Annotated in this window: 20 protein-coding genes; 14 read left to right on the top strand and 6 right to left on the bottom strand. The window is 68.8% G+C overall.

All coding sequences use genetic code 11. The features are described from left to right. Positions 1-94 precede the first annotated feature (94 nt). From CQ034_RS07895 to CQ034_RS07905, 3 genes are all read left to right on the top strand, one after another. On the top strand, positions 95-1,318 hold the full coding sequence (locus CQ034_RS07895) for an MFS transporter (protein ID WP_105710613.1): 1,224 nt from the start codon (positions 95-97) through the stop codon (positions 1,316-1,318). Between the two features lie 260 nt (positions 1,319-1,578). Next, positions 1,579-2,061 carry an SRPBCC family protein gene (locus tag CQ034_RS07900; RefSeq protein WP_105710614.1) on the top strand — a complete coding sequence of 161 codons (483 nt, stop codon included), beginning with the start codon at positions 1,579-1,581 and terminating at the stop codon, positions 2,059-2,061. Continuing rightward, positions 2,058-2,375, top strand: coding sequence for a metalloregulator ArsR/SmtB family transcription factor (locus CQ034_RS07905; protein ID WP_308737263.1), 318 nt, complete (start codon positions 2,058-2,060; stop codon positions 2,373-2,375). The genes CQ034_RS07900 and CQ034_RS07905 overlap by 4 nt, the downstream gene beginning before the upstream one ends. A 3-nt stretch (positions 2,376-2,378) precedes the next feature. On the opposite strand, the gene CQ034_RS07910 is transcribed toward CQ034_RS07905, so the two are convergent. Together CQ034_RS07910 and CQ034_RS07915 are read right to left on the bottom strand one after the other, a co-directional pair. Continuing rightward, positions 2,379-2,930 (bottom strand): MarR family winged helix-turn-helix transcriptional regulator, encoded by a 552-nt coding sequence (locus tag CQ034_RS07910; RefSeq protein WP_029264025.1) that lies wholly within the window; start codon positions 2,928-2,930, stop codon positions 2,379-2,381. Continuing rightward, the gene (locus CQ034_RS07915) at positions 2,930-3,172 is read right to left on the bottom strand and encodes a hypothetical protein (RefSeq protein WP_091033026.1); all 243 of its coding nucleotides are present in this window, start codon (positions 3,170-3,172) and stop codon (positions 2,930-2,932) included. The genes CQ034_RS07910 and CQ034_RS07915 overlap by 1 nt, the downstream gene beginning before the upstream one ends. Positions 3,173-3,301: 129 nt before the next feature. Here CQ034_RS07915 and CQ034_RS07920 point away from each other — a divergent pair, with 129 nt between their 5' ends. Both CQ034_RS07920 and CQ034_RS07925 read left to right on the top strand, forming a co-directional pair. Continuing rightward, positions 3,302-3,760: a MarR family winged helix-turn-helix transcriptional regulator gene (locus CQ034_RS07920; RefSeq protein ID WP_029264027.1), complete on the top strand. Its 459-nt coding sequence runs from the start codon at positions 3,302-3,304 to the stop codon at positions 3,758-3,760. A gap of 144 nt (positions 3,761-3,904) precedes the next feature. Then, positions 3,905-4,231, top strand: coding sequence for a hypothetical protein (locus CQ034_RS07925; protein WP_029264028.1), 327 nt, complete (start codon positions 3,905-3,907; stop codon positions 4,229-4,231). Between the two features lie 147 nt (positions 4,232-4,378). Here CQ034_RS07925 and CQ034_RS07930 read toward each other — a convergent pair whose 3' ends face one another. Continuing rightward, a complete protein-coding gene (locus CQ034_RS07930; RefSeq protein ID WP_105710615.1) occupies positions 4,379-5,143 on the bottom strand; it encodes an SDR family NAD(P)-dependent oxidoreductase in 765 nt (254 codons plus the stop codon). Between the two features lie 398 nt (positions 5,144-5,541). Between CQ034_RS07930 and CQ034_RS07935 the strand changes: the two genes are divergently transcribed. From CQ034_RS07935 to CQ034_RS07975, 9 genes are all read left to right on the top strand, one after another. Next, complete coding sequence (locus CQ034_RS07935; protein WP_105710616.1) at positions 5,542-7,908, top strand: glycoside hydrolase family 3 N-terminal domain-containing protein; 2,367 nt, start codon at positions 5,542-5,544, stop codon at positions 7,906-7,908. 100 nt (positions 7,909-8,008) lie between these two features. Further along, positions 8,009-8,449 carry a hypothetical protein gene (locus CQ034_RS07940; protein WP_105710617.1) on the top strand — a complete coding sequence of 147 codons (441 nt, stop codon included), beginning with the start codon at positions 8,009-8,011 and terminating at the stop codon, positions 8,447-8,449. Positions 8,450-8,543: 94 nt separating this feature from the next. Beyond that, positions 8,544-11,504, top strand: coding sequence for a glycoside hydrolase family 3 protein (locus CQ034_RS07945; RefSeq protein ID WP_258134135.1), 2,961 nt, complete (start codon positions 8,544-8,546; stop codon positions 11,502-11,504). A gap of 71 nt (positions 11,505-11,575) precedes the next feature. Next, positions 11,576-14,002 carry a glycoside hydrolase family 3 C-terminal domain-containing protein gene (locus CQ034_RS07950; protein ID WP_258134136.1) on the top strand — a complete coding sequence of 809 codons (2,427 nt, stop codon included), beginning with the start codon at positions 11,576-11,578 and terminating at the stop codon, positions 14,000-14,002. Next, a complete protein-coding gene (locus CQ034_RS07955; protein ID WP_029273808.1) occupies positions 14,002-14,649 on the top strand; it encodes a hypothetical protein in 648 nt (215 codons plus the stop codon). The genes CQ034_RS07950 and CQ034_RS07955 overlap by 1 nt, the downstream gene beginning before the upstream one ends. Positions 14,650-14,675: 26 nt before the next feature. Beyond that, positions 14,676-15,701 (top strand): glycosyltransferase family A protein, encoded by a 1,026-nt coding sequence (locus CQ034_RS07960; RefSeq protein ID WP_029264035.1) that lies wholly within the window; start codon positions 14,676-14,678, stop codon positions 15,699-15,701. 18 nt (positions 15,702-15,719) lie between these two features. Beyond that, positions 15,720-16,442 carry a LytTR family DNA-binding domain-containing protein gene (locus CQ034_RS07965; RefSeq protein WP_029264036.1) on the top strand — a complete coding sequence of 241 codons (723 nt, stop codon included), beginning with the start codon at positions 15,720-15,722 and terminating at the stop codon, positions 16,440-16,442. Continuing rightward, the gene (locus CQ034_RS07970) at positions 16,439-17,788 is read left to right on the top strand and encodes a GHKL domain-containing protein (protein WP_105710618.1); all 1,350 of its coding nucleotides are present in this window, start codon (positions 16,439-16,441) and stop codon (positions 17,786-17,788) included. The genes CQ034_RS07965 and CQ034_RS07970 overlap by 4 nt, the downstream gene beginning before the upstream one ends. Positions 17,789-17,887: 99 nt before the next feature. Continuing rightward, complete coding sequence (locus CQ034_RS07975) at positions 17,888-18,538, top strand: hypothetical protein (protein ID WP_219860776.1); 651 nt, start codon at positions 17,888-17,890, stop codon at positions 18,536-18,538. 33 nt (positions 18,539-18,571) lie between these two features. Here the strand turns inward: CQ034_RS07975 and CQ034_RS07980 are convergent, their stop codons facing one another. From CQ034_RS07980 to CQ034_RS07990, 3 genes are all read right to left on the bottom strand, one after another. Next, positions 18,572-19,153 carry a hypothetical protein gene (locus CQ034_RS07980; protein WP_105710619.1) on the bottom strand — a complete coding sequence of 194 codons (582 nt, stop codon included), beginning with the start codon at positions 19,151-19,153 and terminating at the stop codon, positions 18,572-18,574. A 109-nt stretch (positions 19,154-19,262) separates the two neighbouring features. Further along, positions 19,263-21,710, bottom strand: a complete 2,448-nt coding sequence (locus CQ034_RS07985; RefSeq protein WP_105710620.1) for a glycoside hydrolase family 2 TIM barrel-domain containing protein — start codon at positions 21,708-21,710, stop codon at positions 19,263-19,265. Further along, positions 21,707-22,723, bottom strand: coding sequence for a Gfo/Idh/MocA family protein (locus CQ034_RS07990; protein ID WP_105710621.1), 1,017 nt, complete (start codon positions 22,721-22,723; stop codon positions 21,707-21,709). The genes CQ034_RS07985 and CQ034_RS07990 overlap by 4 nt, the downstream gene beginning before the upstream one ends.

A 22,723-nucleotide genomic window follows, 5' to 3' on the forward strand; every position in this document is an offset into this window, starting at 1 on the left:
CGAGCGTACGACGGGCAGGGGGTGGTGGGTACGGGGTTGTGGCGACGAGTCTGTGCGGATAGGGAGTACGCGCCGGGCCGTTACGATCGTAGACATGGCTTCAATCGAATCGATTCGACGAACGGCTCCGGACCGGGCGTCCCGGCGCGCCCGCATCGCCGTCTCCGCCCTGTTCCTGACCAACGGGGCGCTGTTCGCGAACATCCTGCCGCGCTACCCGGAGATCAAGGCCGGACTCGGACTCGACAACCTCGGCTACGGCTTCGCGATCGCCGCGTTCCCTGCGGGTGCCATCGCCGCGGGGCTCCTGGCCGCGGTGCTGATCCGCCGGTTCGGCTCGGCGCGCATCGCCGTGATCGGCACCGTGCTCACGAGTATCGGCCTGCTCTCTGCCGCCCTCGCCCCCTCGGGGGTGCTGTTCGCCGTCGCGCTGTTCCTCGGCGGAGCATCCGACGCCATCACGGATGTCGCGCAGAACGCCCACGGCCTCCGCGTGCAGCGGCGCTACGGACGCTCGATCATCAACGGATTCCACGCGATCTGGTCGATCGGCGCCGTGATCGGTGGGGCGATGGCCGCCGTCGCGATCGCCCTGCAGCTGCCGCTGGGTGTGCACCTCGGCATCTCGACCGCCGTGTTCGCGACCGTCGCCCTCGTGGCCCTGCGGTTCTGCCTCCCCGGCCGCGACGACGAGACCGAGCCGGATGCCGTCGCCGCCCCGGCCGAGGTGACGGGGGCGCTCCGTCGCCACGTGACCCCGCGCACCGTGATCGCGATCATCGCGCTCACCCTCATCGCGATGGCCGGAGCCGTCGCCGAGGACGCCGGAAACTCGTGGGCGACCCTGTACCTCGCCGACTCGCTCGGGGCCGCGGCGGCGATCGCCCCGCTCGGCTTCATCGCCCTGGTCGGCGCGCAGTTCATCGGCCGGATGCTCGGCGACCCGCTCACCGACCGGTTCGGGCAGCGCTGGGTCGCGCGAGTGGGCGGCATCATCGCGGCGGTGGGCATGACGCTCGCGCTCGCCTTCCCGACCGTGCCGGGCACGATCCTCGGGTTCGCGGCCGTCGGCTTCGGCATCGCGACCCTCATTCCCGCGGCGATGCATGCCGCCGACGAGCTGCCGGGGCTGCGGGCGGGCGTCGGGCTCACAGTCGTGTCGTGGCTGCTGCGCCTCGGGTTCCTGCTGTCGCCGCCATTCGTGGGCTACATCGCCGAGACCGAGAGCCTGCGCGCCGGGCTGCTCGTCGCCCCGGTGGCCGCCCTCGTCGCCGTGCTGCTCGCCGGGTTCCTGGAGAAGCGCCGCCCGCGGGGGTAGTCGGCATCCGTCCCGTCCGTCCCCGACTTCGGTACAGATGTCGGACCGATGCACGGATGCAGGACGGATCCGCGGCGTTTCATCCTGCATCCGTGAATCGGTCCTGCAAGTGACGCGGGACGGAGGGGGCGGAGCCCGGGAGTAGAGCGGATGCCGTGGCCGGAAAACTGCAACTCTGGGGTTGCGCAACCCGCACCAGTGTGCAACTCTGAAGTTGCAGTTGGTCGACCGGCCAGCGCGAGACCCCGAAAGGATCCATCATGGTGAACATGACCCACAACGAGGCATCCGTCGTCGACGAGGAGACCTTCTCCGTCCGACGCAGCATCCAGATCGCGGCCCCCGTCGAGAAGGTGTGGCGAGCCGTGGCTGAACCCGAGCACGTCTCCCGCTGGTTCGGGCGCACCGTGCTCGACGGCACCGGCGTCGGTGCGACCGGCACGATGACGTTCCCCGACTACGACGTGATCCCGCTGCGGGTCGAGGAGTACGACGAGCCGCGGCGCATAACCTACCGCTGGAACAACGACGATGCCCTCGGGAAGCTCCCCGACAGCATCGACGAGGCGACCTCGACCGTCTTTACCTTCACGCTCGAGGAGGCCGACGGCGGCACGCGCCTGACGGTCGTCGAGAGTGGTTTCGAGGGCACGTCCGACCCGCGCGGCAACCTCGAGTCGCACCGCACGGGCTGGGACCTGGAGCTCGACAAGATGGTCGCCCTGGTGGAAGGCGAAGCGTGACCACAGAGACGCTGCTGCCCATGTTCGCGGCGCTCGCGGACGAGACGCGCTGGAGCATCCTGACGGCTCTCGGCGAGGGGGATGCTTCGGCATCCGCCCTCGCCGGGCGCCTTCCGGTGTCTCGACAGGCGATCGCGAAGCACCTCGCCGTCCTACAGGAGGTCGGCCTGGTCGAGCCCGTGCGCGTCGGCCGCGAGGTGCGCTTCCGCGTCGTCGGCGCCGAGCTCTCCGCCACCGCGGCGAAGCTCGACGTGATCGGCCGCGAGTGGGACCGCCGCCTCGCCGCGATCAAGGAGATCGCGGAAGGCCTGTAGCCGTCACTCCGCTTCGGGCCCCGCCTGGTCGCGGATCACGTCGCGCAGCTCCTCGTCGAGGTCGGATGCCTCTTCGATCGCAGCCGTCATCCCGGCGAGGAACCGGGTGACGACGGCCCGCTCCTGGTCGGAGAGCTCGTCGACGAGCGTGAGCATGCGGTGGTGCATCGCCCCCAGCGTGGCGCGCACCTCTTCATCGCTGCTGACGGTCGGGACGACGACCCCTGCCCGGCGGTCGGTGGGGTGCGCCTCACGGCGGACATGACCGCCCTTCTCGAGGCGGTCGATGAGCGTCGTGGTCGATGCGGTCGAGATGTTGAGCATCCGGGCGATGTCGATCGCGCGCACGATCCTGCCGGCCCGCTGCTCCCGCAGGAGGAATCGCAGGGCCATGAGGTCGGTCTCGTTCATGCCCATGGAGATGCGGGTGCGCTCACGCATCGCGGTCTCCGCTGCGCGGTAGCGGCGCAGCATGTTCAGCACGTCGATGGTGCTCGTGCTCTCGCCGTCGGGGTACCAGTATCCGGAGCGGGCGTGGTCCTGAGGTTCGGCCATCACGCCACCCCCTCTCCGTCGTCGAGGGTGCGTGCCGTGCTGAGTTCGAGCATCTCGATCGCGCCGGTCGCCACCTCGGCGGGGACGACGAGGAGGAAGCCGCCGGTGATGGCGTCGTTCTCGGCCTCGATGATGCGCGCGATGCGATCCCGGGCGACGGTGGGGAACTGCGCGTGGAGGTGATCGAGCAGGTCGGCGAAGCCGATGTACCGCTCGTCCGTGAGGTCTATGGGCTCGACCATGACGTCCCTTCTCGTCGTGATTCCATCCTCTCATCGTCGGAAGCCCCTGATGATCGACCGATTTCGCTAGACGAACCGGTAATCAGGCGATCGAGGTAACATGGGCCGCCAGGGGAAGGCGAGGGTGTGATGGGGGCGAAGCTGGAGATCGCGACGCGGGAACTCGCGCGCGAAGTCGAGGCTCTGCGCCGCGTCGACGCCAGGCTCGGACGCCGTCTCGCGGCCGAGCGTCAGCCCAATGAGACCGATCGTGCTGCCATGGGCTTCATCGCGGATGCGCCCCTTGACCGGCCGGTCACGCCCGGCGATCTCGCCCAGCATCTGGGGGTGAGCACCGCAGCGGTCACCGCCTTGATCCGCCGGCTCACCGCACGCGGGCACATCGTCGTCTCCGTGCACCCGGATGACGCACGGTCGAAGATCCTCCGCCCGTCGTTGCGCGACCTGCACTCGCCGGCAGACGAGATCTCCCGGCGGGTCGCCGACATCGAGAGCGAATTCACGCCGGAGCAGCTCTCCGTGATCTCCCGGTTCCTCCGTCGCCTCACGGAGGAGATCTCCGAACTCGCAGAGTCGTCCCGGAGCTAGCTTCGGCTCCTCGCCCCGCGCCGCCTCCGTCGGTGACGGTCTGTGGCGATCGATGACGGTCGGAGAGGCCCCCGATACGTCGGTTACCATTTAGCTAGTTAAACTAGTAATCTAATTGATGAAGATATTTCTCGAGGGGGTGCCATGGGTCAGCTCAGCTACGCCGGTGATTCGCAGATCGTGGAGGTGGACGATCGGGTGCTCGCGCACCTGAGGCTCGTCACCGTCACCAAGCTGCGCCGCGGCGAGTCGTTTCCGCTCACGCTGCGCACGGCGGGTGCGGCCACCGAGACGCTGTGGATGCACGCGTCGATCCCGGTGCGCTTCACGCTCGATGAGGACGTCGAGCTCGAGCGGCCGATGCTGGTCAAGATGATGGCCGCGGCGAGCACGGCCGGGGGGCTGGACCTCACAGACATCGACTTCGCGCCGCTGTGGTCCGCGCTCCCGACCATGCACGCGGTCGCCTGACTGCAGACTCGCCTCCCTCGCCGGCGCATCCTGGGCAAAGCGGTGCGGCCCGCGGGCGGGAGGTGCACAGCGACGTTTCGGGGGGTACGTCGCTGTGGATGGCATCCGGTCACCGGGAATCGGGTCCCGGGACCGGATGCCATTCGATCAGAGGGCGGTGTATCCGCCGTCGACCAGGTGGTAGCTGCCGGTGACGAAGCTGGCGGCGTCGCTGGCGAGGAACACGATGAGGTTCGCGACCTCGTCGGCCTGGCCCAGGCGTCCGATCGGGTGCTTCGACACGAGGAAGTCCTTCGCCTCGTCGCCCATGTTCGCCAGCAGCGGGGTATCGATGAAGCCGGGGCCCACCGAGTTCACGCGCACGCCCTGCGCCGAGTACTCGAGCGCGGCCGACTTGGTCATGCCGACGACGGCGTGCTTCGCGGCGACGTACGCGGGGGATCCGGCGAAGCCGACGCTGCCGAGGATCGACGCGATGTTCACGACCGATCCGCCGCCGTTCGCGAGGATCGACGGGATCTGCGCCTTCATGTTGCGGAACACCGCGTTGAGGTTGATGGCGATGACCTTGTCCCAGGCCTCGTCCTCGTACTCCGCGGTGGGAGCGGATGCGCCGCCGATGCCGGCGTTGTTGACGCCGATGCGCAGCGGGGCGAGGGTGTTCGCGAGTTCAACGGAGGAGGCGATCCAGGCCGCATCCGTCGCATCGCCGACCGATGCCTCCGCGATGCCGCCGGCCGCGCGGATCTCTTCGACGACCGCGTTCGCGTGCTCGGCGTTCAGGTCGTTGACCACGACCGATGCGCCGTTCTTCGCCAGCAGGAGAGCGGTCGAGCGTCCGATTCCGCTGCCTGCTCCCGTCACGATCGCCGAGCGGTTCGAGACGTCGTACTGAGCCGCGAGTGACTCCACTTCCGGGCGGTCACGGTGCCGGGAGATCTTCTCGGACGGTCCGTCCTTCTCTCCAGCCTACGCCTGAGTATCGGTGATGGATTCATGTGAATGGATACGTCTCCGGGGCTGGAGCGCAGCCGCGCGGCGGCGCCGAGGTCACGGAACCGTCACGAAATCCGCGGATTTCCGGGCTCGGATGACAGAACATGTGACGGAAACGACCGATCGTGCGTTCCGCTCTCGCCCGATGCGCCGCCCGTAGAACGATCGATTCAGCACGACCGACCCGACTGTGCGATCACCGGCATGCCCGGCGGCCGCACAACGCGACGGTCACGGCTACGGCCCCAGAGGCGGGGCCAGCATCCTCGCGCACGGCGCGTGCGGGTGTCTGTCGATGACGAAAGGAACGGCCAATGAAGGCCATGCCAAAGAAGGGGATCGCGCTGGTCACGGGCTTCGGCCTCGCGCTGACCCTCGCCGGATGCACGTCCGGATCCGAAGAACCAGCAGCGTACACGTCGCGCGATGCGACGGACGGCACCACGGACTTCGTGGTCATCGAGAACCCCCACGGCGGCGCCACGCTGTCGTACTCCGCAGACAGCTCGATCGAGATCCTCGAGGTGGAGGAGAACGGCTCGACCTATGCGTTCAAGGACCTGAACGGCAATGACAAGCTGGACACGTTCGAGGACTGGCGCGTCAAGCCGGCCGAGCGCGCCGCCGCCTACGCCGAGACGCTCACCGCCGAGCAGATCTCGGGCCTCATGCTCTTCAGCTCGCACGAGCGGTCGCCGGGCGACGGTCTGACCGACGCGCAGAAGACCTACCTCTCCGAGGACAACCTGCGCAACGTGCTCAACGCAGGCGGCTCGGATGTCGAGGAGAACGTGACCTGGGTCAACGCGATCCAGGCCCACGTCGAGAGCCTCGCCACGCCCGAGCTGCCCTACATCCCGGCGAACTTCTCGTCCGACCCCCGCTCGGAGGCGCAGTCCAACTCGACCTACACCGAGACCGGATCCGGCGTCTCGCTCTGGCCGTCGGTCCTGGGCCTCGCGTCGACCTTCTCGGCCGAGACCATGGAGGAGTTCGGCCGCGTGGTCTCTTCGGAGTACCGCGCGCTGGGCATCTCGAACGCCCTCAGTCCGCAGATCGACCTCGCCACCGAGCCGCGCTGGCTGCGCGTCTCCGGAACCCTCGGCGAGGACTCCGAGCTTGCGAAGGAGCTGGCCGCCGCCTACGTCACCGGCTTCCAGAGCACCTACGACGAAGACGGCGAGAACATCGGATGGGGCACCGACTCCGTTCCGACCACCATCAAGCACGCACCGGGTGACGGTGCGGGCGAGGGCGGCCGCGAGTCGCACACGGCGGTCGGCAAGTACGAGGTCTTCCCCGGCGACAACCTCGAAGAGCACGCCTCCGTGTTCGCCGCGGCGTCGGACTCGCTCGGCATGATGACGAACTACTCGATCATGCTCGACGGCGAGGGCAACCCGCTGCTCGGCGACGAGGCCGTCGGTACGGCGTACAACGCCGAGGCGCTGAAGATGATCCGCGACGAGGTCGGCTTCACCGGTGCGATCGTCACCGACTGGGGCGTCATGACCGGCGCGAACGACCCCGACGCGTTCATCGCCACCGCGTGGGGTGCCGAGGACATGGACCCGGTCGAGCGCTACTTCACGGTGCTCCAGAACGGCGTCGACATGTTCGGCGGCGTCAACGACGCCACCTTCCTCCTCCAGGCCTACGACCTCTGGAACGAGCGGTTCGAGGCCGGCGAGGTCGACCAGGACGCCGACGCCCGCTGGGCGGAGTCCGGTGCCCGCATCCTCACCGCCTACTTCGCACCCGGACTGTTCGACAGCCCGTTCGTCGACCTCGAGAATTCCGAGAAGACGGTCGGCAGCAAGGCCAACGTCGAGGCCGGCTTCGACGCCCAGCTCGACTCGGTCGTGATGCTGAAGAACGACGGCACCGTCGCGGAAGACGCCGACTGGTCGGACAAGACCGTGTACATCCCGCACACGTTCGACGTGGGCAGCCCCGGTCTCTTCGGCCCGCCGGAGTACACCGAGGGCGCGACGCTGAGCATCGAAGCGGCCGAGGGCATCTTCGGCAAGGTCGTCACCGACACCGTCGAGCTCGACGCCGACGGCAAGGTCGTCTCGATGACCGCGCCCGACCTCAGCGATGTGGATGCCGTGTTCGTGGGTCTGCGCTCGCCGAACAACGGCAACAACTTCTCGGCCGCCGGCCACGACGCCGAATCGGGTGAGTGGTACCCGTTCTCCCTGCAGTGGGCGCCGTACACAGCCGACGGCGACAACGTGCGCAAGACCTCGATCAGCGGCGACGTGCTCGCCGACGGATCGAAGGAGAACCGCTCGTACTTCGGCAACACCTCGCGCATCTCGAACGCCGCCGACATCGACGCGTTCAACCGTGCGGTCGCCGCGGTCGAGGCCAGCGGTGCCGACATCCCCGTCGTCACGGTCGTCAAGGCCAACAACCCCGTCGTCCCGGCGGAGTTCGAGGCGAAGTCGAACGTGGTCCTCGTCGGGTTCGGCGTGAGCGACGAGGCGACCCTGACGGTCGCGGCCGGTGAGCACGAGCCCCAGGGGCGTCTGCCGATCGGCTTCCCGCTCGACATGGACGCGGTCGAAGCACAGCTCGAAGACGTGCCGGAGGACATGGACACGTATGTCGACGCCGAGGGCAACGACTGGAAGTTCGGCTTCGGCTTGAACTACTCGGGAGTGATCAAGAAGTAGGCGGAGATCGCCACAGGCATGGCCGGCGCCTGATCACGCCGGCCATGCCGTCGATGCAGAACCCGACGGGGCGCCCCGTCGGACAGGAAAGGGAGCAGAAATGAACAGCACCAAGCTGCGCGCGGGAGTTCTCGCGGCGGTCATCCTCGCCACCGGCACCTTCGGCCTGGCCGGGTGCGCGGGCGACGCGGGCACCACGACGGGTGGCTCGAACAGCTCGAACAGCGAGAGCAGCGAGAGCGGCTCGACGTCCGAGACCTCCGACGTCACCGCCGACCTTGAGACGGCCCGTCAGGCGATCGTCGACGCGCTCGCCGAGGACCCGAGCTGGAAGCAGGTCATGCTCGCCGGTGACGTCAAGCAGCCGACGCAGAAGTACGGCCTCCTGGTGATGCCGTTCGTCAAGAGCGAGGCGGCGAAGCGCGTGACCGGCACGGTCGACATCGCCGACGGCAAGTACGTCATCGAGGCGGAGTCCGCCGAGACGGGTGAGACTTGGCAGATCGACCAGGACGGCAACATCACTCAGGCCTCGGAGTGACGGAGCGGCCGCCGACCCGCACGCCTGCGGGCGTCACCGGCGTCGGCGGCCCTCCCTCCGCAACCCGTAATCGCAGTACCGAAGGAGAACCGAAGTGAACGCCCGAACGGCCAAGGACAAGGCGAGCGCGATGCCGATGTCCAACAAGAAGTACCTGTGGATCTGGGTACCCCTGCTCGCGCTCGTGACCGTCGTGGTCGTGGTCGCCAACGTCGCCATGAACGTGGCCACCGGATGGATCGCCTCGCAGCTCGGTTCGGGCACCTACACGTTCACGAACTCCGAAGAGTCCGAAGACTGGGACACCGAGTACTACGAGGCCGACTACCCCGACCTCGAAGCGGTGGATGCCGCAGCCCTCGGGCTCGTCGAGGAGATCGGTGCCGGCGGCATCGTCCTCGCGAAGAACGACGGCGCAGCCCTCCCGCTCGCCTCCGGCGCGCAGCTCACCATGCTGGGTCGTGCCGCTGCCGACCCCGTCTACGGCGGTTCCGGTTCCGGCTCGGTCGACACCAACTCCGCCGTCACGGCGCGCATGGGTCTCGAGAACGCCGGCTTCGCCGTCAACGACCCCGCCTACGCGGCCATCGAGGCCTACGCGGCCGAGAACCCGCGCGGCTACATCGAGATGGACCGTCCCGACATCTCCACCTACAACATCGGCGAGATGCCGATCGCCGGATACCAGGAGCAGGCCTCGACGTTCGCGCAGTTCGGCGACGCGGCCGTCGTCTTCATCGGGCGCCCCGGCGGCGAGGGCGGCGACCTCACGCAGGACATGACCGACTGGGACGACAACGCCCAGCCCGGCCAGCACCAGCTCGAGCTCAACAAGGACGAGCGCGACCTGCTCGACCTCGCCAAGCAGAGCTTCGACAAGGTCGTCGTCGTCATCAACGCCTCGACCACGCTCGAGCTCGGCGACCTGCAGAGCGACCAGGGCGTCGACGCGATCCTCCTCGCCGGCTCGCCCGGATCGACCGCGTTCAACGCGCTCGGGCGCATCCTGAACGGCGAGGTCAACCCCTCCGGTCGCACGGTCGACCTGTGGGCTGCCGACTTCACGGCCGACCCGACCTTCGTCAACTTCGGCAACTTCCTCTACGACAACGTCGCCCCGAACTACCCGGTGCCGGTCACCGAGAGCGCGACGTCGAACGCGACCGTCACCGACGAGGCGCCGTTCGTGAACTACGCCGAGGGCATCTACGTCGGCTACCGCTACTACGAGACCGCGGCGGTCGAGGGCTTCATCGACTACGACGCCGCCGTCGTCTACCCCTTCGGACACGGCCTCAGCTACACGGACTTCTCCTGGGCGGTGTCGAACACCGAGCTCGGCGAGGTCGACGGCACCATCGCGGTCACGGTCGACGTGACCAACACGGGTGCGGTCGCCGGACGCGATGTGGTGCAGCTGTACTACTCGGCCCCGTACACGCCCGGTGGCGTCGAGAAGTCGGCCGTCGTGCTCGGCGGCTTCGCCAAGACCGGTGACATCGCGCCCGGCGCGACCGAGTCGGTGACGATCGAGCTCGCCGTCGAGGACATGGCGTCGTACGACTACCTCGACGAGAAGGCCTACGTCCTGGATGCGGGCGACTACGTCCTCAGCCTCCGCGAGGACTCGCACACGGTCGCCGCGGGCACCCAGCCGATCGCGTACACCGTGAGCGAAGACGTCGTCTACACCGGCGATGACCACCGCGCATCCGACCTCGAGGCCGTGACGAACCAGTTCGACGACGTGTCGGCGCAGTTCACCACCACCGGTGAGGCCGGCAAGATCCCGGTGATGTCCCGCGCGGACTTCGCCGGCACGTTCCCGACGGCTCCGACCGGCGACATGCTGGTCGCCGACGACGCGGTCGCCGACGGCTTCGCGGTGTGGGACCACGAGGGTGCGGCCGAAGCCTTCGAGGGCGATATGCCCACGACCGGCGCGGGCAGCGACCTCTCGTTGATCGACATGCGCGGCCTCGCCAAGGACGACCCGAAGTGGGACGAGCTGCTCGACTCGCTGAGCGTGAACGACATGACGGCGATGCTCCTCAACGGCGCGTACCAGACCGCCGCGATCGGCTCGATCGGCAAGCCGCAGACGCTGGAGCCGGACGGACCCGCCGGGTTCTCGTCGTTCATCAACTCGGCCATCAACGGCACCGCCTACCCGTCGGAGGTGCTCATCGCGCAGACGTGGGATGTCGACCTCGGCACGGCCATGGGCGTCATGCTCGGCAACGAGGCGCTGTTCAAGGACATCAACGGCTGGTACGCACCGGCGGTCAACCTGCACCGCTCGCCGTTCGCCGGCCGCAACTTCGAGTACTACTCGGAGGACCCGCTGCTGTCCGGACAGATGCTCACCGCCGTCGCGAACGGCGTCGGCACCAAGGGCGTCTACACGACGATCAAGCACTACGCGATGAACGAGCAGGAGACGAACCGCGTCAACAACGGCATCGCGACCTGGGCCACCGAGCAGGCGATCCGTGAGGTCTACCTCAAGCCGTTCGAGATCGGGATCAAGAACATCTCGATGGACGTGAAGTACCTCTCGGATGACGAGGGCACGGTGTCGGAGACCACGATCGGTGCCGCCGGCATCATGAGCTCGTTCAACCGCATCGGAGCCACGTGGGCCGGCGGCTCCGTCGCACTCATGGACACGGTGCTGCGCGGCGAGTGGGGGTTCGAGGGCTTCGCCATCACGGACTTCAACCTGTACCCGTACATGAACCCCAACGAGGGCATCCATGCCGGGTCCGACCTGATGCTGACCTTCCAGCCGTCGAAGTCGTTCAACGACGACAGCTCCGCCAAGGCGGTCGCCGACATCCGTGACTCGACGCACAACATCCTGTTCACCGTCGCGAACTCCAACGCGATGGACGGACTGGCGCCGGGCGCGACGGTCGCCTACACCCCGCCCGCCTGGGTGGTGTGGCAGATCGTCATCTCGTCGGTGCTCGGACTGCTGATCCTCGCCGGTGTGGTGATGGTGATCCTCCGCGTGCGGCGGCACAACGCGCGCACCACGGTCACCGTTCGCTAGACCGTGATCGCCGGGGCGGACGTGTGCTCGTCCGCCCCGGCGATGCCCTGATCGACACAGAAAGACCCATCGTGAAAGAAACCACCGCACTCGTCGCGAGCCTGAGCCTTCTCGAGAAGGCCGCGCTGCTCAGCGGGGCGAACACCTGGCAGACGCGTGCCATCGAACGCGCCGGCATCCCCGCCGTCTGGATGGCCGACGGCCCCCACGGCGTGCGCCGGCAGGTCGGTTCGGCCGACCACCTCGGCATCAACGGCTCCGAGCCCGCGACCTGCTTCCCCACCGCCGCGACCGTGGCCGGCAGCTGGGACGACGAGCTGGCCGAGGAGATCGGCACGGCTCTGGGCCGCGAGGCCTCATCACAGGGCGTCGGCGTGCTGCTCGGCCCCGGGCTCAACATCAAGCGCAGCCCCCTCGGCGGTCGCAGCTTCGAGTACTTCTCCGAGGATCCCGAGCTGTCGGGTCGCCTCGCGGCGGCCTACGTGCGCGGCATCCAGTCCGAGGGGGTGGCGGCGACGCCCAAGCACTTCGCGGTGAACAGCCAGGAGCTGCGCCGCATGGTCAGCGACTCCGTCATCGACGAGCGCACGCTGCGCGAGATCTACCTGACCGCGTTCGAGATCGTCGTGCGCGAGGCCTCCCCGTGGGGCATCATGTCGTCGTACAACCTGGTCAACGGGGCCTACGCGCACGAGAACGCGCACCTGCTGATCGACATCCTCCGGCAGGAGTGGGGCTTCTCCGGTGCGGTCGTCTCCGACTGGGGCGGCAGCAACGATGCGGTGGCGGCTGCCGCGGCCGGCGGCACGGTCGAGATGCCGTCGCCCGGGTTCGACTCGGTGCGGCAGATCGTCGCGGCCGTCGAGTCCGGCGAGCTGTCGGAGGCCGATGTGGATGCCCGCGCAGCCGAGGTCATCGACCTCGTGCGCCGGGTCACCGCGCACCCGCGCGCCTCGGTCGACCTCGACGCCCACCACGCACTCGCCCGCCGGGCCGCGGCCGAGTCGGCCGTCCTGCTGCGCAACGATGACGCATTGCTGCCCCTCGCGGGTGGCACGTCGGTCGGGTTGATCGGCGCCTTCGCGACGGTGCCCCGCTACCAGGGCGCCGGCTCCTCGCTCGTCAACGCGACGCGGGTCCCCACACTCGTCGACGCGGTCGGCGCATCGACGCTGAAGCTGGAGGGCGTCGCCGAGGGCTTCCGCCGCGACGGCATCCGCGACGACGAGCTCCACCGCGAGGCCGTCGCGCTCGCCTGCCGCGCTGAGGTCGTGGTCCTCGCGCTCGGCCTGCCCGAGATCGCCGAGTCCGAGGGGCTCGACCGCTCCACCCTGCAGCTGCCGGCCGAGCAGGTGCGCCTCCTCCGCGAGGTGCGGGCGGCGAACCCGCGCACGGTCGTGGTGCTCAGCGCCGGTGGTGTCGTGGAGACGCCGTGGGCCGAAGATGCGGCCGCGCTGCTGCACGCCTACCTCGGCGGACAGGCGGGCGCCGAGGCCATCGCCGACGTGCTCACCGGCGCCGTGGAACCGGGCGGACGCCTCGCCGAGACGATGCCGCTCCGCCTCGCCGACACCCCGACCGCCGGGGCGTTCCCGAGTGCGGGGCGCACGGCCGAGTACCGCGAGGGGCCGTTCGTCGGCTACCGCTACTACGAGACCGCCGAGGTTCCCGTGGCCTTCCCGTTCGGCTTCGGCCTGGGATACACCACCTTCTCGTACTCCGAGCTGGTGGCGGATGCCGAGGGCGTCGAGGTCACGGTCACCAACACCGGCGACCGCGACGGCAGCGACGTCGCCCAGCTCTACGTGTCGCGACTCGGCGCCTCCGGGGTGACCCGGCCCGTGCGCGAGCTCAAGGGCTACGCGAAGGTGCGTCTCGCGGCCGGGGAGTCGCGGCGCCTCCGCATCCCCTTCGGACCCCGCACCTTCCGCTACTTCGATGCCGCCGCGAACGCGTGGCAGGTCGAGGCGGGCGAGTACGAGGTGGCCGTGGGCTCCCACGTGCGCGACCTCCCGGTGCGCGCGACGATCACGCGCGAAGGCGCGACCGTCTCCGCGTCGGTCGACCTTCCGGCTGCGCTGCCGACGACGCGCGTCGACGACAGCACGTTCGCCGCGATGCTCGGCCGCGCGCTCCCGGATGCCGCCTGGGGTACGGGTCCGCTCGCCGAGAACGATCCGATGGACCGACTCGCGACCGCGAAGAGCCCGCTGGCCCGCGCCGGCTTCCGCCTCCTCGACAGCCGTCGCCGCAAGGCGGAGGCCGCGGGAAAACCCGACCTGAACATCCTGTTCCTGCTGAACGGGCCGTTCCGGGTCATCTCGAAGATGAGCGGGGGACTGGCGACGCGCCGTCTCACCGCCGCCGTCCTCACGCTGGTGAACGGGCAGACGATCCGAGGGCTGGGGCGTGTGATCGCCGCGTACTTCGGCGGACGCCGCGACGAGAAGGCGACGAAGAAGGCGTTCGACGCCGCAGCCACGAAGAGGAGTATCTGATGTTCACCGCGATCAAGAACTGGTGGACCGGTTTTCAGGACGGCCGCCCCGAGCTGTCGAAGTTCCTGATGTTCCTCGTGCTCTCCAACGGCGTCACCGTCCTGCAGCTCGCGCTGATGCCGATCTTCCGCTGGGGCTTCGCGACCTTCACCGGGCTCACGGACGTCGGGTTCCAGGCCCTGCCCGTCGGTTCCAACGTCGACGGCAGCCAGTACTACATGTTCGACTACGCGGCGGGTGCCCTGCCCGGCGGAGGCGGCGGGCTCGCCTACTTCCTCGCCGTGCAGATCACCCTGCTCATCGCCCAGGTGATCAACTTCTTCCTGCAGCGCAACATCACGTTCAAGTCGAACACCTCGGTGTGGGTCGCAGCCGGCTGGTACACGCTCGCGTACATCGTCATCACCTTCGTCGCGGCCGCCGCACAGGGGTTCTACAAGGCGCCGATCTACGACTTCTTCATGGTCACGCTCGGCTGGGGCTCCACCGGATCGGTCGTCGCCGACGTGCTCACGATGATCATCAACTCGGCGATCAGCTTCTGGGTCTTCTACCCGATCTTCCGGGTGATCTTCCGTCAGGTGCCGGTCGAGGACCAGGCCGAGGTCGCGGCCGCCGAGGCGACGGCGGACGGTGCCGTGAAGTGATGGTTCCATCCGCGAGAATAGACCGTGTGCCGCTGCTGTCCGTGATCGTCCCTGCCTACAACGCGGCGGCCTATCTCGGGCGCGCGCTTGACGGACTGGGGGCGGTGCGCGGCATCGAGGTCATCGTCGTCGACGACGGCTCCACCGACGGCACGCGTGAGGTCGCCGAAGCGTGGGCGGCGCGCAGCCCCGAGAGCATCCGCGTGGTGAGCCAGGAGAACCGTGGCCACGGCGGCGCCATCAACACCGGGCTGGCCTCCGCCCGCGGCGACTACTTCAAGGTGCTCGACGCCGACGACTGGCTCGACATCCGGTCGCTGCGTCTGCTCGTCGCTCACCTCGACGTGCTGCGCGAGACGGGCACCGAGGTCGACGCCGTCTTCACGGACTTCGTCCACGAGCGCCTGGGCAAGTCACCGAAGGCCGCGCGCTTCGACTCGGTCTTCCCCGAGGGGCGCGTGTTCGAGTGGTCCGACACCGAGCGTTTCGGTCGACGCCAGGTGCTGATGATGCACGCCATCGTGTACCGCACGCAGCTGCTGCGCGATGTCGGGCTGTCGCTGCCCGAGCACACCTTCTACGTCGACAACCTCTTCGTGCTGCAGCCGTTCGCCCGGCTCCGGCGCATGAGCTACCTGCCGGTGCCGCTGTACCGCTACTTCATCGGGCGCGAGGGGCAGTCGGTGGCGCCCGAGGTGATGGTGCGCCGCGTCGACCAGCAACTGCGCGTGAACCGGCTCGCTCTCGCCACCCTCCCGTCCCACGCCGACCTCGCCGCTGGCGGGGTGCCGCGGCAGCTGCATCGGGCGATGCTCCATCACCTCGAGGGCGTCTGCGCGGTGACCAGCGCGACCCTCGCCCGCGGTGGCACGGCCGCGCACTTGCAGCAGCGGGATCTGTTCTGGCATGAGGTCAGGGCGGAGAACCCGTGGCTGTACACGCGCATGCGCCGGAGCCTGCTGGGGGCGACCAGCAATCTGCCGGGGCAGGCGGGACGACGGGCGACGAACCTCGCCTATCATGTGGCACGGCGAGTCGTCGGCTTCAGCTGATCGGAGAACGGAGGCGGAATGATCCGCATCGGAATCGTCGAGGACGACGGTGCCGCCATCGAGCGACTGCTCTCGCACCTGGACCGCTTCCAGCGCGACCAGGGCGAGCGGTTCCATATCGCCGCCTTCCACGACGGGGCTGACGTCCTCGCCGACTACCGTCCCGACTGGGACGTGCTGTTCCTCGACGTGCAGATGCCCCGGGTCGACGGCATGGCGGCCGCCCGCCGCATCCGCGAGGTCGACTCCGAGGTCATCATCGTCTTCATCACGAGCTCGCCGCACTATGCGGTGGGCGGGTACGAGGTCGACGCCCTCAGCTATCTCCTGAAGCCGGTGGCCTATGCGTCATTCGAGCAGGAGATGTCGCGGATCCTCACGCGGCTGCAGCGGCGGTCGCGGCGGGAGCTGCTCTTCACCGCGACCGACGGCGTGCACCACCGCGTCGCCGTGGACGACATCCGCTACATCGAATCGATCCGTCACCGCGTCGAGCTGTACACGCTCGACGGCACGTTCAGCATCGCGACGACGTTGAAGGCGATGGAGGCGCAGCTGGCCGACAAGGGGTTCCTGCGCTGCCACAGCGGCCTGCTCGTGAACCTGCGACACGTGACCGGCATCGACGGCAACGACTGCCGCATCCGCGGGGGCGGCAGCCTCCCCATCAGCCGACCTCGGAAACGGGAGTTCTACGCCGCCCTCGCCGAGTACGTCGGTTCGCGCGGAATCTCGGCGTGAACGGCGTCGAGGGGCCGGTCCTCGCCGAGATCCCGCGGTACCTCACGGCGATCGCGGAATGGGGCGCCTGCCTCGTGTACATCTTCGTCGCCCGACGACGGTTCGGGTGGCTGGCGACGATCGGCCTCTGCATCCTCGCGCTGGGGATGCTGTTGGCGGTGCAGCTGTGGGCGGGCACGCTGCCGATCGCGTGGTGGATCCCGGGGATGCTGCTCGCCGCGGTGACCATGTTCGGCTTCGTGTACCTCGGGCTGGACACCTCGGCGCGGGGAGCGGGCTTCGTGCTCGCGCGCACCTTCGTGCTCGCGGAGCTCGTGGCTTCCGGCTTCTGGCAGCTCGACCGGTTCTACGGCGGTCTCGGCGATCCGCTCGCCCAGCTGTCGGGCGCGGCGCTCGTGTATGCCGCAGGTCTCGGGGTCGTCGGGTATGCGGAGCGCCGCCAGTTCAGTCGGGCGGAGCGCTTCGACGTCGGTGGCACGCAGCTGGTCGGCGCGATGGCGATCGCGGTCGCGACTTTCGCGATCTCCAACCTCAGCTTCGTGACGACCGACACGCCTTTCAGCGGCCGCTTCGGCACCGAGATCCTCTACATCCGTACCCTGGTCGACCTCAGTGGCTTCATCGCCCTGCACGTCCAGCTGCGTATCCATCGCGAATCCGCGGCGCGGCGGGATGCCGAGGCGATGGCGCAGCTGCTGCGCAGTCAGCACGACCAGTACGAGATCACCCGACGGTCGATCGACGAGGTGAACCGCAAGCACCACGACATGAAGCACCACCTCGATGCGATCCGGTCGGAGCAGGATGCCACGACGCGGGCCCGGATGCTCGACGGCCTCGAGGAGTCGATCCGCCGCTACGGCGCCGTGGTGCGCACCGGGAACCACGTGCTCGACGCGATCGTGACGGCGAAGCTCGCCCGCGCCGGTGAGCGGGGGATCGAGGTGTCGGTGGTGGCCGACGGCGCCCTCCTCTCGTTCATGCGTCCGCTGGAGCTCACCTCTCTCGTCGGCAACGCGCTCGACAACGCCATCGAGGGTGCCGCGCGGGTGTCCGCGGAGGATCTGCGGGTGATCCGGTTCGCGGTCTTCGCGCAGGACGACTTCGCGATGGTGCGCATCGAGAACACCTTCGACGGGGTGGTCCTGCGCGACGGGGATCGCATCGTGACCCGCCAGCGCGGCAGGGGCCACGGCTACGGGCTGCGCAACATCGAGACCGCCGCGGCGGCGTACGGCGGCGCGGTCGCCATCACGGCCGACGACCGGTGGTTCTCGCTGCGGGTCCTGTTCCCGGCGCACGGCGGCACCGACGGCGCGGATGACGGCGAGGGCGACGCCGTCTGACGGGCTGCCCCGCCCGCACGGCTACCGTTCATGCGCCGGAACCGACCGATCGTGTCCGCGGCGGCCGGCGCGCGGCATCCGATTGGTGTACTGAATGGCGTGAGTGACGCCGTCAGAACCCGCAACCCGCTGTCCGCCGCCTGGGCGGCCTTCGCCGAGGCGAAGCCGACGCTCGCCGAACTCATCGTGTTCAGTGCGCTCAACGTGGCACTCACGGTGCTGCAGCTCGTGATCATGCCGGTGTTCAAGCTGATGTTCAGCGGCACCTCGCTCGTCGACGTCGACTTCCAGGCCGTGCCGGTGGGCGGCGGCTTCGTCTTCGACTACACGGCCGGCGCGCTGCCGGAGGGCGGAGGCGGGCTCGCGTACTTCCTCGCCGTGCAGATCACGCTGCTGATCGCGACCGTGATCAACTTCTTCCTGCAGCGCAACGTCACCTTCAAGTCCAACACCAACGTGTGGCGGGCGGCCGCCTGGTACACCGTGGCCTACGTCGTGCTCACCTTCGGTGCCGCGGCTCTGCAGACGCTCTACAAGACGCCGATCTACGAGCTGCTGATGGTCACGTGGGGGATGGGAGCGGCCGGGGAGACGGTCGCCGACGTCGTCACGATGCTCATCAACGCGCTCATCTCGTGCGCCGTGTTCTTCCCGATCTTCAAGATCATCTTCCGCCGCGAGGCCGAGGTCGTCGTGGTGGAGGCGGGGCCGGCGGATGCGGTGCCGGCCGTCGTGCGAGAGCGCGTCTGACGCGACCGGCACCGTCATCGGGCCGGGGCAGCTCTACTCAGACGCGTCTTGACTTGGGAGATGAGTAGGGGTTGTCCATGCGGTCAGCGCCTCGCGTACTCGAACCATCTCTGCAGTCGTAAGGTAGCCCTCTGCGCGTGCCCGGGTAGCAGCGTCGAGGAGTCGTCCGGCCTGTACGCGCCCCTGACATTCGAGAAGGGCCTCCGCCGCGGGCTGCGCCGCAATGCCCTCGTACATCGTCGGCTTCGCGCCCTCAGGAGCGGAAGTGAGTGCGATGTGCGCGGGCATCCTGCGTCGGGTGCGCTTGGGGGTGGCGACTGTGATGGTGCGGGGGTTCACGTCTGCAAGGCCGAGAAGGGCCAGCACTGACTCGCCTCGCAGAAAGGCACCCTCTCCCGCCCGCAACGTCGCCTCCGCGTACTCATCGAGAGGGGTGCGCGGGATTGTCTCGTCGCGGTACAACCCGTAAGCGATGTGCGTGAACCTGTTGCGCGTGGCGAGCTTCACCAACTCGATCTTGGGGACACCAGCGTCCTCCGCATCGCGGGTGGTCACATACCCGTAGTTGTCGGCGGCGATCTCATGCACGACATCGCGGTAGGTCGTCTGCGGCATGTCAAAACTATACCATTTTCGGTATAGTTTTGACATGCCCGGGATGGGGCGGGGCCGCGCGCGTACGCCCGCGACCCCGAGACCGCTACCGCCGAGATCTGACCCGGTCTCACGAAACGGTGGGTGCGGCTCCGAGGGGATCCGCTTCGAGCACGACGGTCGCCGGGGCGATTCCGTCGTCGGCAGAGACCGTCACCGTCACCACGCCGGGGCCCGTGCGGCGGACGACGGCCAGGGCCAGCCCGTCGAACGTCTGGTGCGTAGGTCCGTCGTAGGTGTCCGTCGGAGCGGGGTCCCCGCTGCCCACGGCCGCGAGCATGCCGTCGCCGTCCACGCGCACGTCGATGAGTCGGTCCGCTCCGGTGTCGACCCGACCGTCCGCGTCGGTGACCGCGATCTCGATGAAGGCCAGCTCTCCCGACGGGCCGTTCTCCACTCGCGTGACGAGCTGGGTGGCGTCGCCGGCGCTGGACAGGGAGAACGCTTCGGCGCGCACGCCCTGTCGAATCGCCGTGGCGGTCAGCTCGCCCGGGCGGTAGGCGACGGTGAACTCGGCTCTGTAGCGGTTGTCGGCGCCCGCGGCGGCCGTGCCGATCACCTCTCCGTCGAGGGCGAGCTCGACCTCCTCCGCGTCGCTGTAGACCTCGACCGCGAGCGATGCGCCCTCGTGGCCGGTCCAGGTCCAGCTGCCGATGCTGTCGCTCCAGGTCCAGGGCCCCGCATAGAACGTCTTGTCCTCGTTGCCGGGGCGCGACACGGCGATGTAGGGCGTCGTGCGGAGACCGAAGACGATCTCCCGGTAGAACGAGGCGGGGCGCCGGGAGCCGACCAGATCCAGGTCGCCGCACCAGGCCGCGATCCAGGGATACGGGCCGCTGAGACTGGGTGTCTCTCCTTCGGCGAGGTGATGGGCGCGTCCGAGTCCCACCTCCCCGAGGTAGTCGAACCCGGTCCAGGTGAAGTCGCCGATGACGTGCGCGTGCTCGGTGACGAGGGCCCAGTTGTGGTCGATGCGAGAGGGGAACGTCTCGGTGCCGACGATCACGCGGTTCGGGAACAGCTCCTTGTCCGTCTCGTAGCGGCCGTCGAGGTAGTTCATGCCGGCGATGTCCAGCACGCCGAAGGACTCGGCGGTCTTCTCCGTGACCATCGGGGAAGTGCCGATCTGGTTCATGAACTCTCCCGGCCCGGCCATGAGGGTGTTGATCCCCGCGGCGTCGCCGTCTCCCTCGCCCCGCTGCGCGGCGAGCTTCTTGATGTCGTCCATGACGGCGAGCATCCCGTTGACCGCGTTGGTGACGTACCGCGTCGGGTCGAGTTCGCGCACCTTCTCGGCGAGTGCGCGACCCGTGAGCCCGCCGGCCGGCGAGCCGGTCTCGGGGATCTCGTTGCCGATGGAGTACATGATCACGGACGGGTGATTGAAGTCCTTGGTCACCATCGCCTCGACGTCGCGCTCCCACCACTCGGTGAAGTGGAGCGAGTAGTCGTGGGGCATCTTGTTCGAGGTCCACATGTCGAAGGTCTCGTCCATGACGTACACCCCGAGCCGGTCGCACGCCTCGAGCATGGCGACGCTCATCGGGTTGTGCGAGGAGCGGATCGCATTGAAGCCGGCCTCCTTGAGCAGTCGCACGCGGCGCTCCTCGGCATCCGCGAACGTCGCCGCCCCGAGGATCCCGTTGTCGTGGTGGACGCAGGCCCCGCGGAGCTTCACGACCTCGCCGTTGACGCGCAGTCCGTGCGCGGGGTCGACCTGGAGCTTTCGGATGCCGAAGGCCGCCGAGGCATCGTCGATGCCCGCGCCGTCGACGACCAGTTCCACGGCGGCGGAGTACAGGGCGGGACTCTCGGCGCTCCACAGCTGCGGTGCGCGCACGTAGAGGCGCTGCCGGCTGCGGGACCGTCCGTTCGCCTCGACGGTCACCGGGATGGTTCCCCGTGCGACGGTGGTCCCTGCCGGGTCGGTGAGGGTGACGGCGACGTCGACCGTCTCGCGACGGTTGCTCGTGCTCGCCACGACCACGTCGACTTCCACGACGGCGCCATCCGGTTCGATGTCGGACGCGCTGACCCGCACCCCGTCGACCGGGATGTGGACGGCCGGTCCGACGTGGAGCCAGACGTCGCGGTAGATACCCGCTCCGGTGTACCAGCGGGAGTCTCCGCCGTGCCGTGATTCGACCTCGATGAGATTCTCTTCGCCGGAGCGCAGGAACTGGTCGGCGTCGATCGTGAACCCGGAGTAGCCGTATGGACGCTGCCCCGCGAAGGCGCCGTTGATGTGCACGGTCGCGTCGCGGTAGACGCCCTCGAACTCGAGGACGATCCGCTGGGCGGCGAGGTCGGCCGCGGGGGTGAACATCGTGCGGTACTGGTACGCGCCGGCGGGGAAGTAGGCGACGGCGCCCTCCCCGTCGGGATCGCGCTGCTCGTGGATCAGTGCGTCGTGCGGGAGGGTGACGTCCGTGTACGGCGTGCTGAGCCCGCCGAGCTCGGCGAACGGGTTCTGCTTCGGTCGGAACTGCCAGCCATCGTTGAATGCCGTGCGCTTCATCGGGTCTCCTTCGGTCGTGCGGTGGGGCTGCTCAGGGAATCGCGGACGGCATCGAGCACCTCGAGGGTGGCGATGCTGTCCGCGAGGGGGTGGGTGGGGTGTTCGGTCCACTGCTCGGCGATCGCGAGCGTGACCGCTTCGAGCATCGGGACGTACCCGTTGCCTCGGCGCGCGTGCTGCGTGCGTTGCGGCTCGGTCAGGGCGCGGGCGATCGACCCCGCGTGGGTGGTGAACTCATCCGCGGCCCAGAACGGTGCGGGCGCCGTCATCCACCCGTCGGAACCGCTGACGGATGCCGTCGGCTCGATGTACTCGACCATCGACGCGCTCAGCTGCGCGAATCGTCCGTCGTCGTACTCGAAGGTGATGTGCGCGGTGAGGTCGACGCCGTCGTCCCGGAGGCGACAGGTCGCGTGGACCCGCGAGGGCCGTCCGAGCACATCGAGGGCGAGGGTGATCGGGTAGATCCCCTGGTCGAGCAGCGTGCTGCTGGCGCGGTCCGCGGTCCAGCGGGGGGAGTCGGCCGGGCCGAACGGGAGTCCGAATGAGGCACGCACGCTCCGGACCTCACCGATCGCCCCCGCTCGCGCCGCCGCGACCAGATCACGGTAGGCAGGGTTGAACCGCATCCACATCGCCTCCATCGCGAATCGCCCGCTCGCGGCTGCCGCCGTCGCGATCTGCCGGCCCTGGTCGGCGTTCACTGCCATCGGCTTCTCGATCAGGACGTGCTTGCCGGACTCCAGTGCGGCGATCGCGATCGCCGCGTGGGTGGCATGCGGGGTGGCGATGTAGACCGCGTCGACGGTCGGGTCGTCGAGCAGGGCGGACACGCTCCCGTGGGCGACGGCGAACCCCTGGTCCGCCGCGAACCTGCGGGCCCGTTCCGGATCCCGGGAGCACACCGCGTGGCGGCGTGCTCCCGGGGTGAGGCGGAGGTCGTCCGAGATGGACTGGGAGATGAAGCCGGTGCCGATGACCGCCCAGTTCAGCTCGGCGCCGTGCGTGCTCAT

It is taken from the genome of Microbacterium sp. MYb45 (assembly GCF_002979655.1).
GTDB lineage: Bacteria > Actinomycetota > Actinomycetes > Actinomycetales > Microbacteriaceae > Microbacterium.

What these genes read in the sequence shown, in the direction of transcription:
- CQ034_RS07895 (WP_105710613.1), top strand. Translation starts at nt 95, where the DNA reads ATGGCTTCAATCGAATCGATTCGACGAACGGCTCCGGACCGGGCGTCC.
- CQ034_RS07900 (WP_105710614.1), top strand. Translation starts at nt 1,579, where the DNA reads ATGGTGAACATGACCCACAACGAGGCATCCGTCGTCGACGAGGAGACC.
- CQ034_RS07910 (WP_029264025.1), bottom strand. Translation starts at nt 2,930, where the DNA reads ATGGCCGAACCTCAGGACCACGCCCGCTCCGGATACTGGTACCCCGAC.
- CQ034_RS07915 (WP_091033026.1), bottom strand. Translation starts at nt 3,172, where the DNA reads ATGGTCGAGCCCATAGACCTCACGGACGAGCGGTACATCGGCTTCGCC.
- CQ034_RS07920 (WP_029264027.1), top strand. Translation starts at nt 3,302, where the DNA reads ATGGGGGCGAAGCTGGAGATCGCGACGCGGGAACTCGCGCGCGAAGTC.
- CQ034_RS07925 (WP_029264028.1), top strand. Translation starts at nt 3,905, where the DNA reads ATGGGTCAGCTCAGCTACGCCGGTGATTCGCAGATCGTGGAGGTGGAC.
- CQ034_RS07935 (WP_105710616.1), top strand. Translation starts at nt 5,542, where the DNA reads ATGAAGGCCATGCCAAAGAAGGGGATCGCGCTGGTCACGGGCTTCGGC.
- CQ034_RS07940 (WP_105710617.1), top strand. Translation starts at nt 8,009, where the DNA reads ATGAACAGCACCAAGCTGCGCGCGGGAGTTCTCGCGGCGGTCATCCTC.
- CQ034_RS07955 (WP_029273808.1), top strand. Translation starts at nt 14,002, where the DNA reads ATGTTCACCGCGATCAAGAACTGGTGGACCGGTTTTCAGGACGGCCGC.
- CQ034_RS07965 (WP_029264036.1), top strand. Translation starts at nt 15,720, where the DNA reads ATGATCCGCATCGGAATCGTCGAGGACGACGGTGCCGCCATCGAGCGA.
- CQ034_RS07980 (WP_105710619.1), bottom strand. Translation starts at nt 19,153, where the DNA reads ATGCCGCAGACGACCTACCGCGATGTCGTGCATGAGATCGCCGCCGAC.
- CQ034_RS07985 (WP_105710620.1), bottom strand. Translation starts at nt 21,710, where the DNA reads ATGAAGCGCACGGCATTCAACGATGGCTGGCAGTTCCGACCGAAGCAG.
- CQ034_RS07990 (WP_105710621.1), bottom strand. Translation starts at nt 22,723, where the DNA reads ATGAGCACGCACGGCGCCGAGCTGAACTGGGCGGTCATCGGCACCGGC.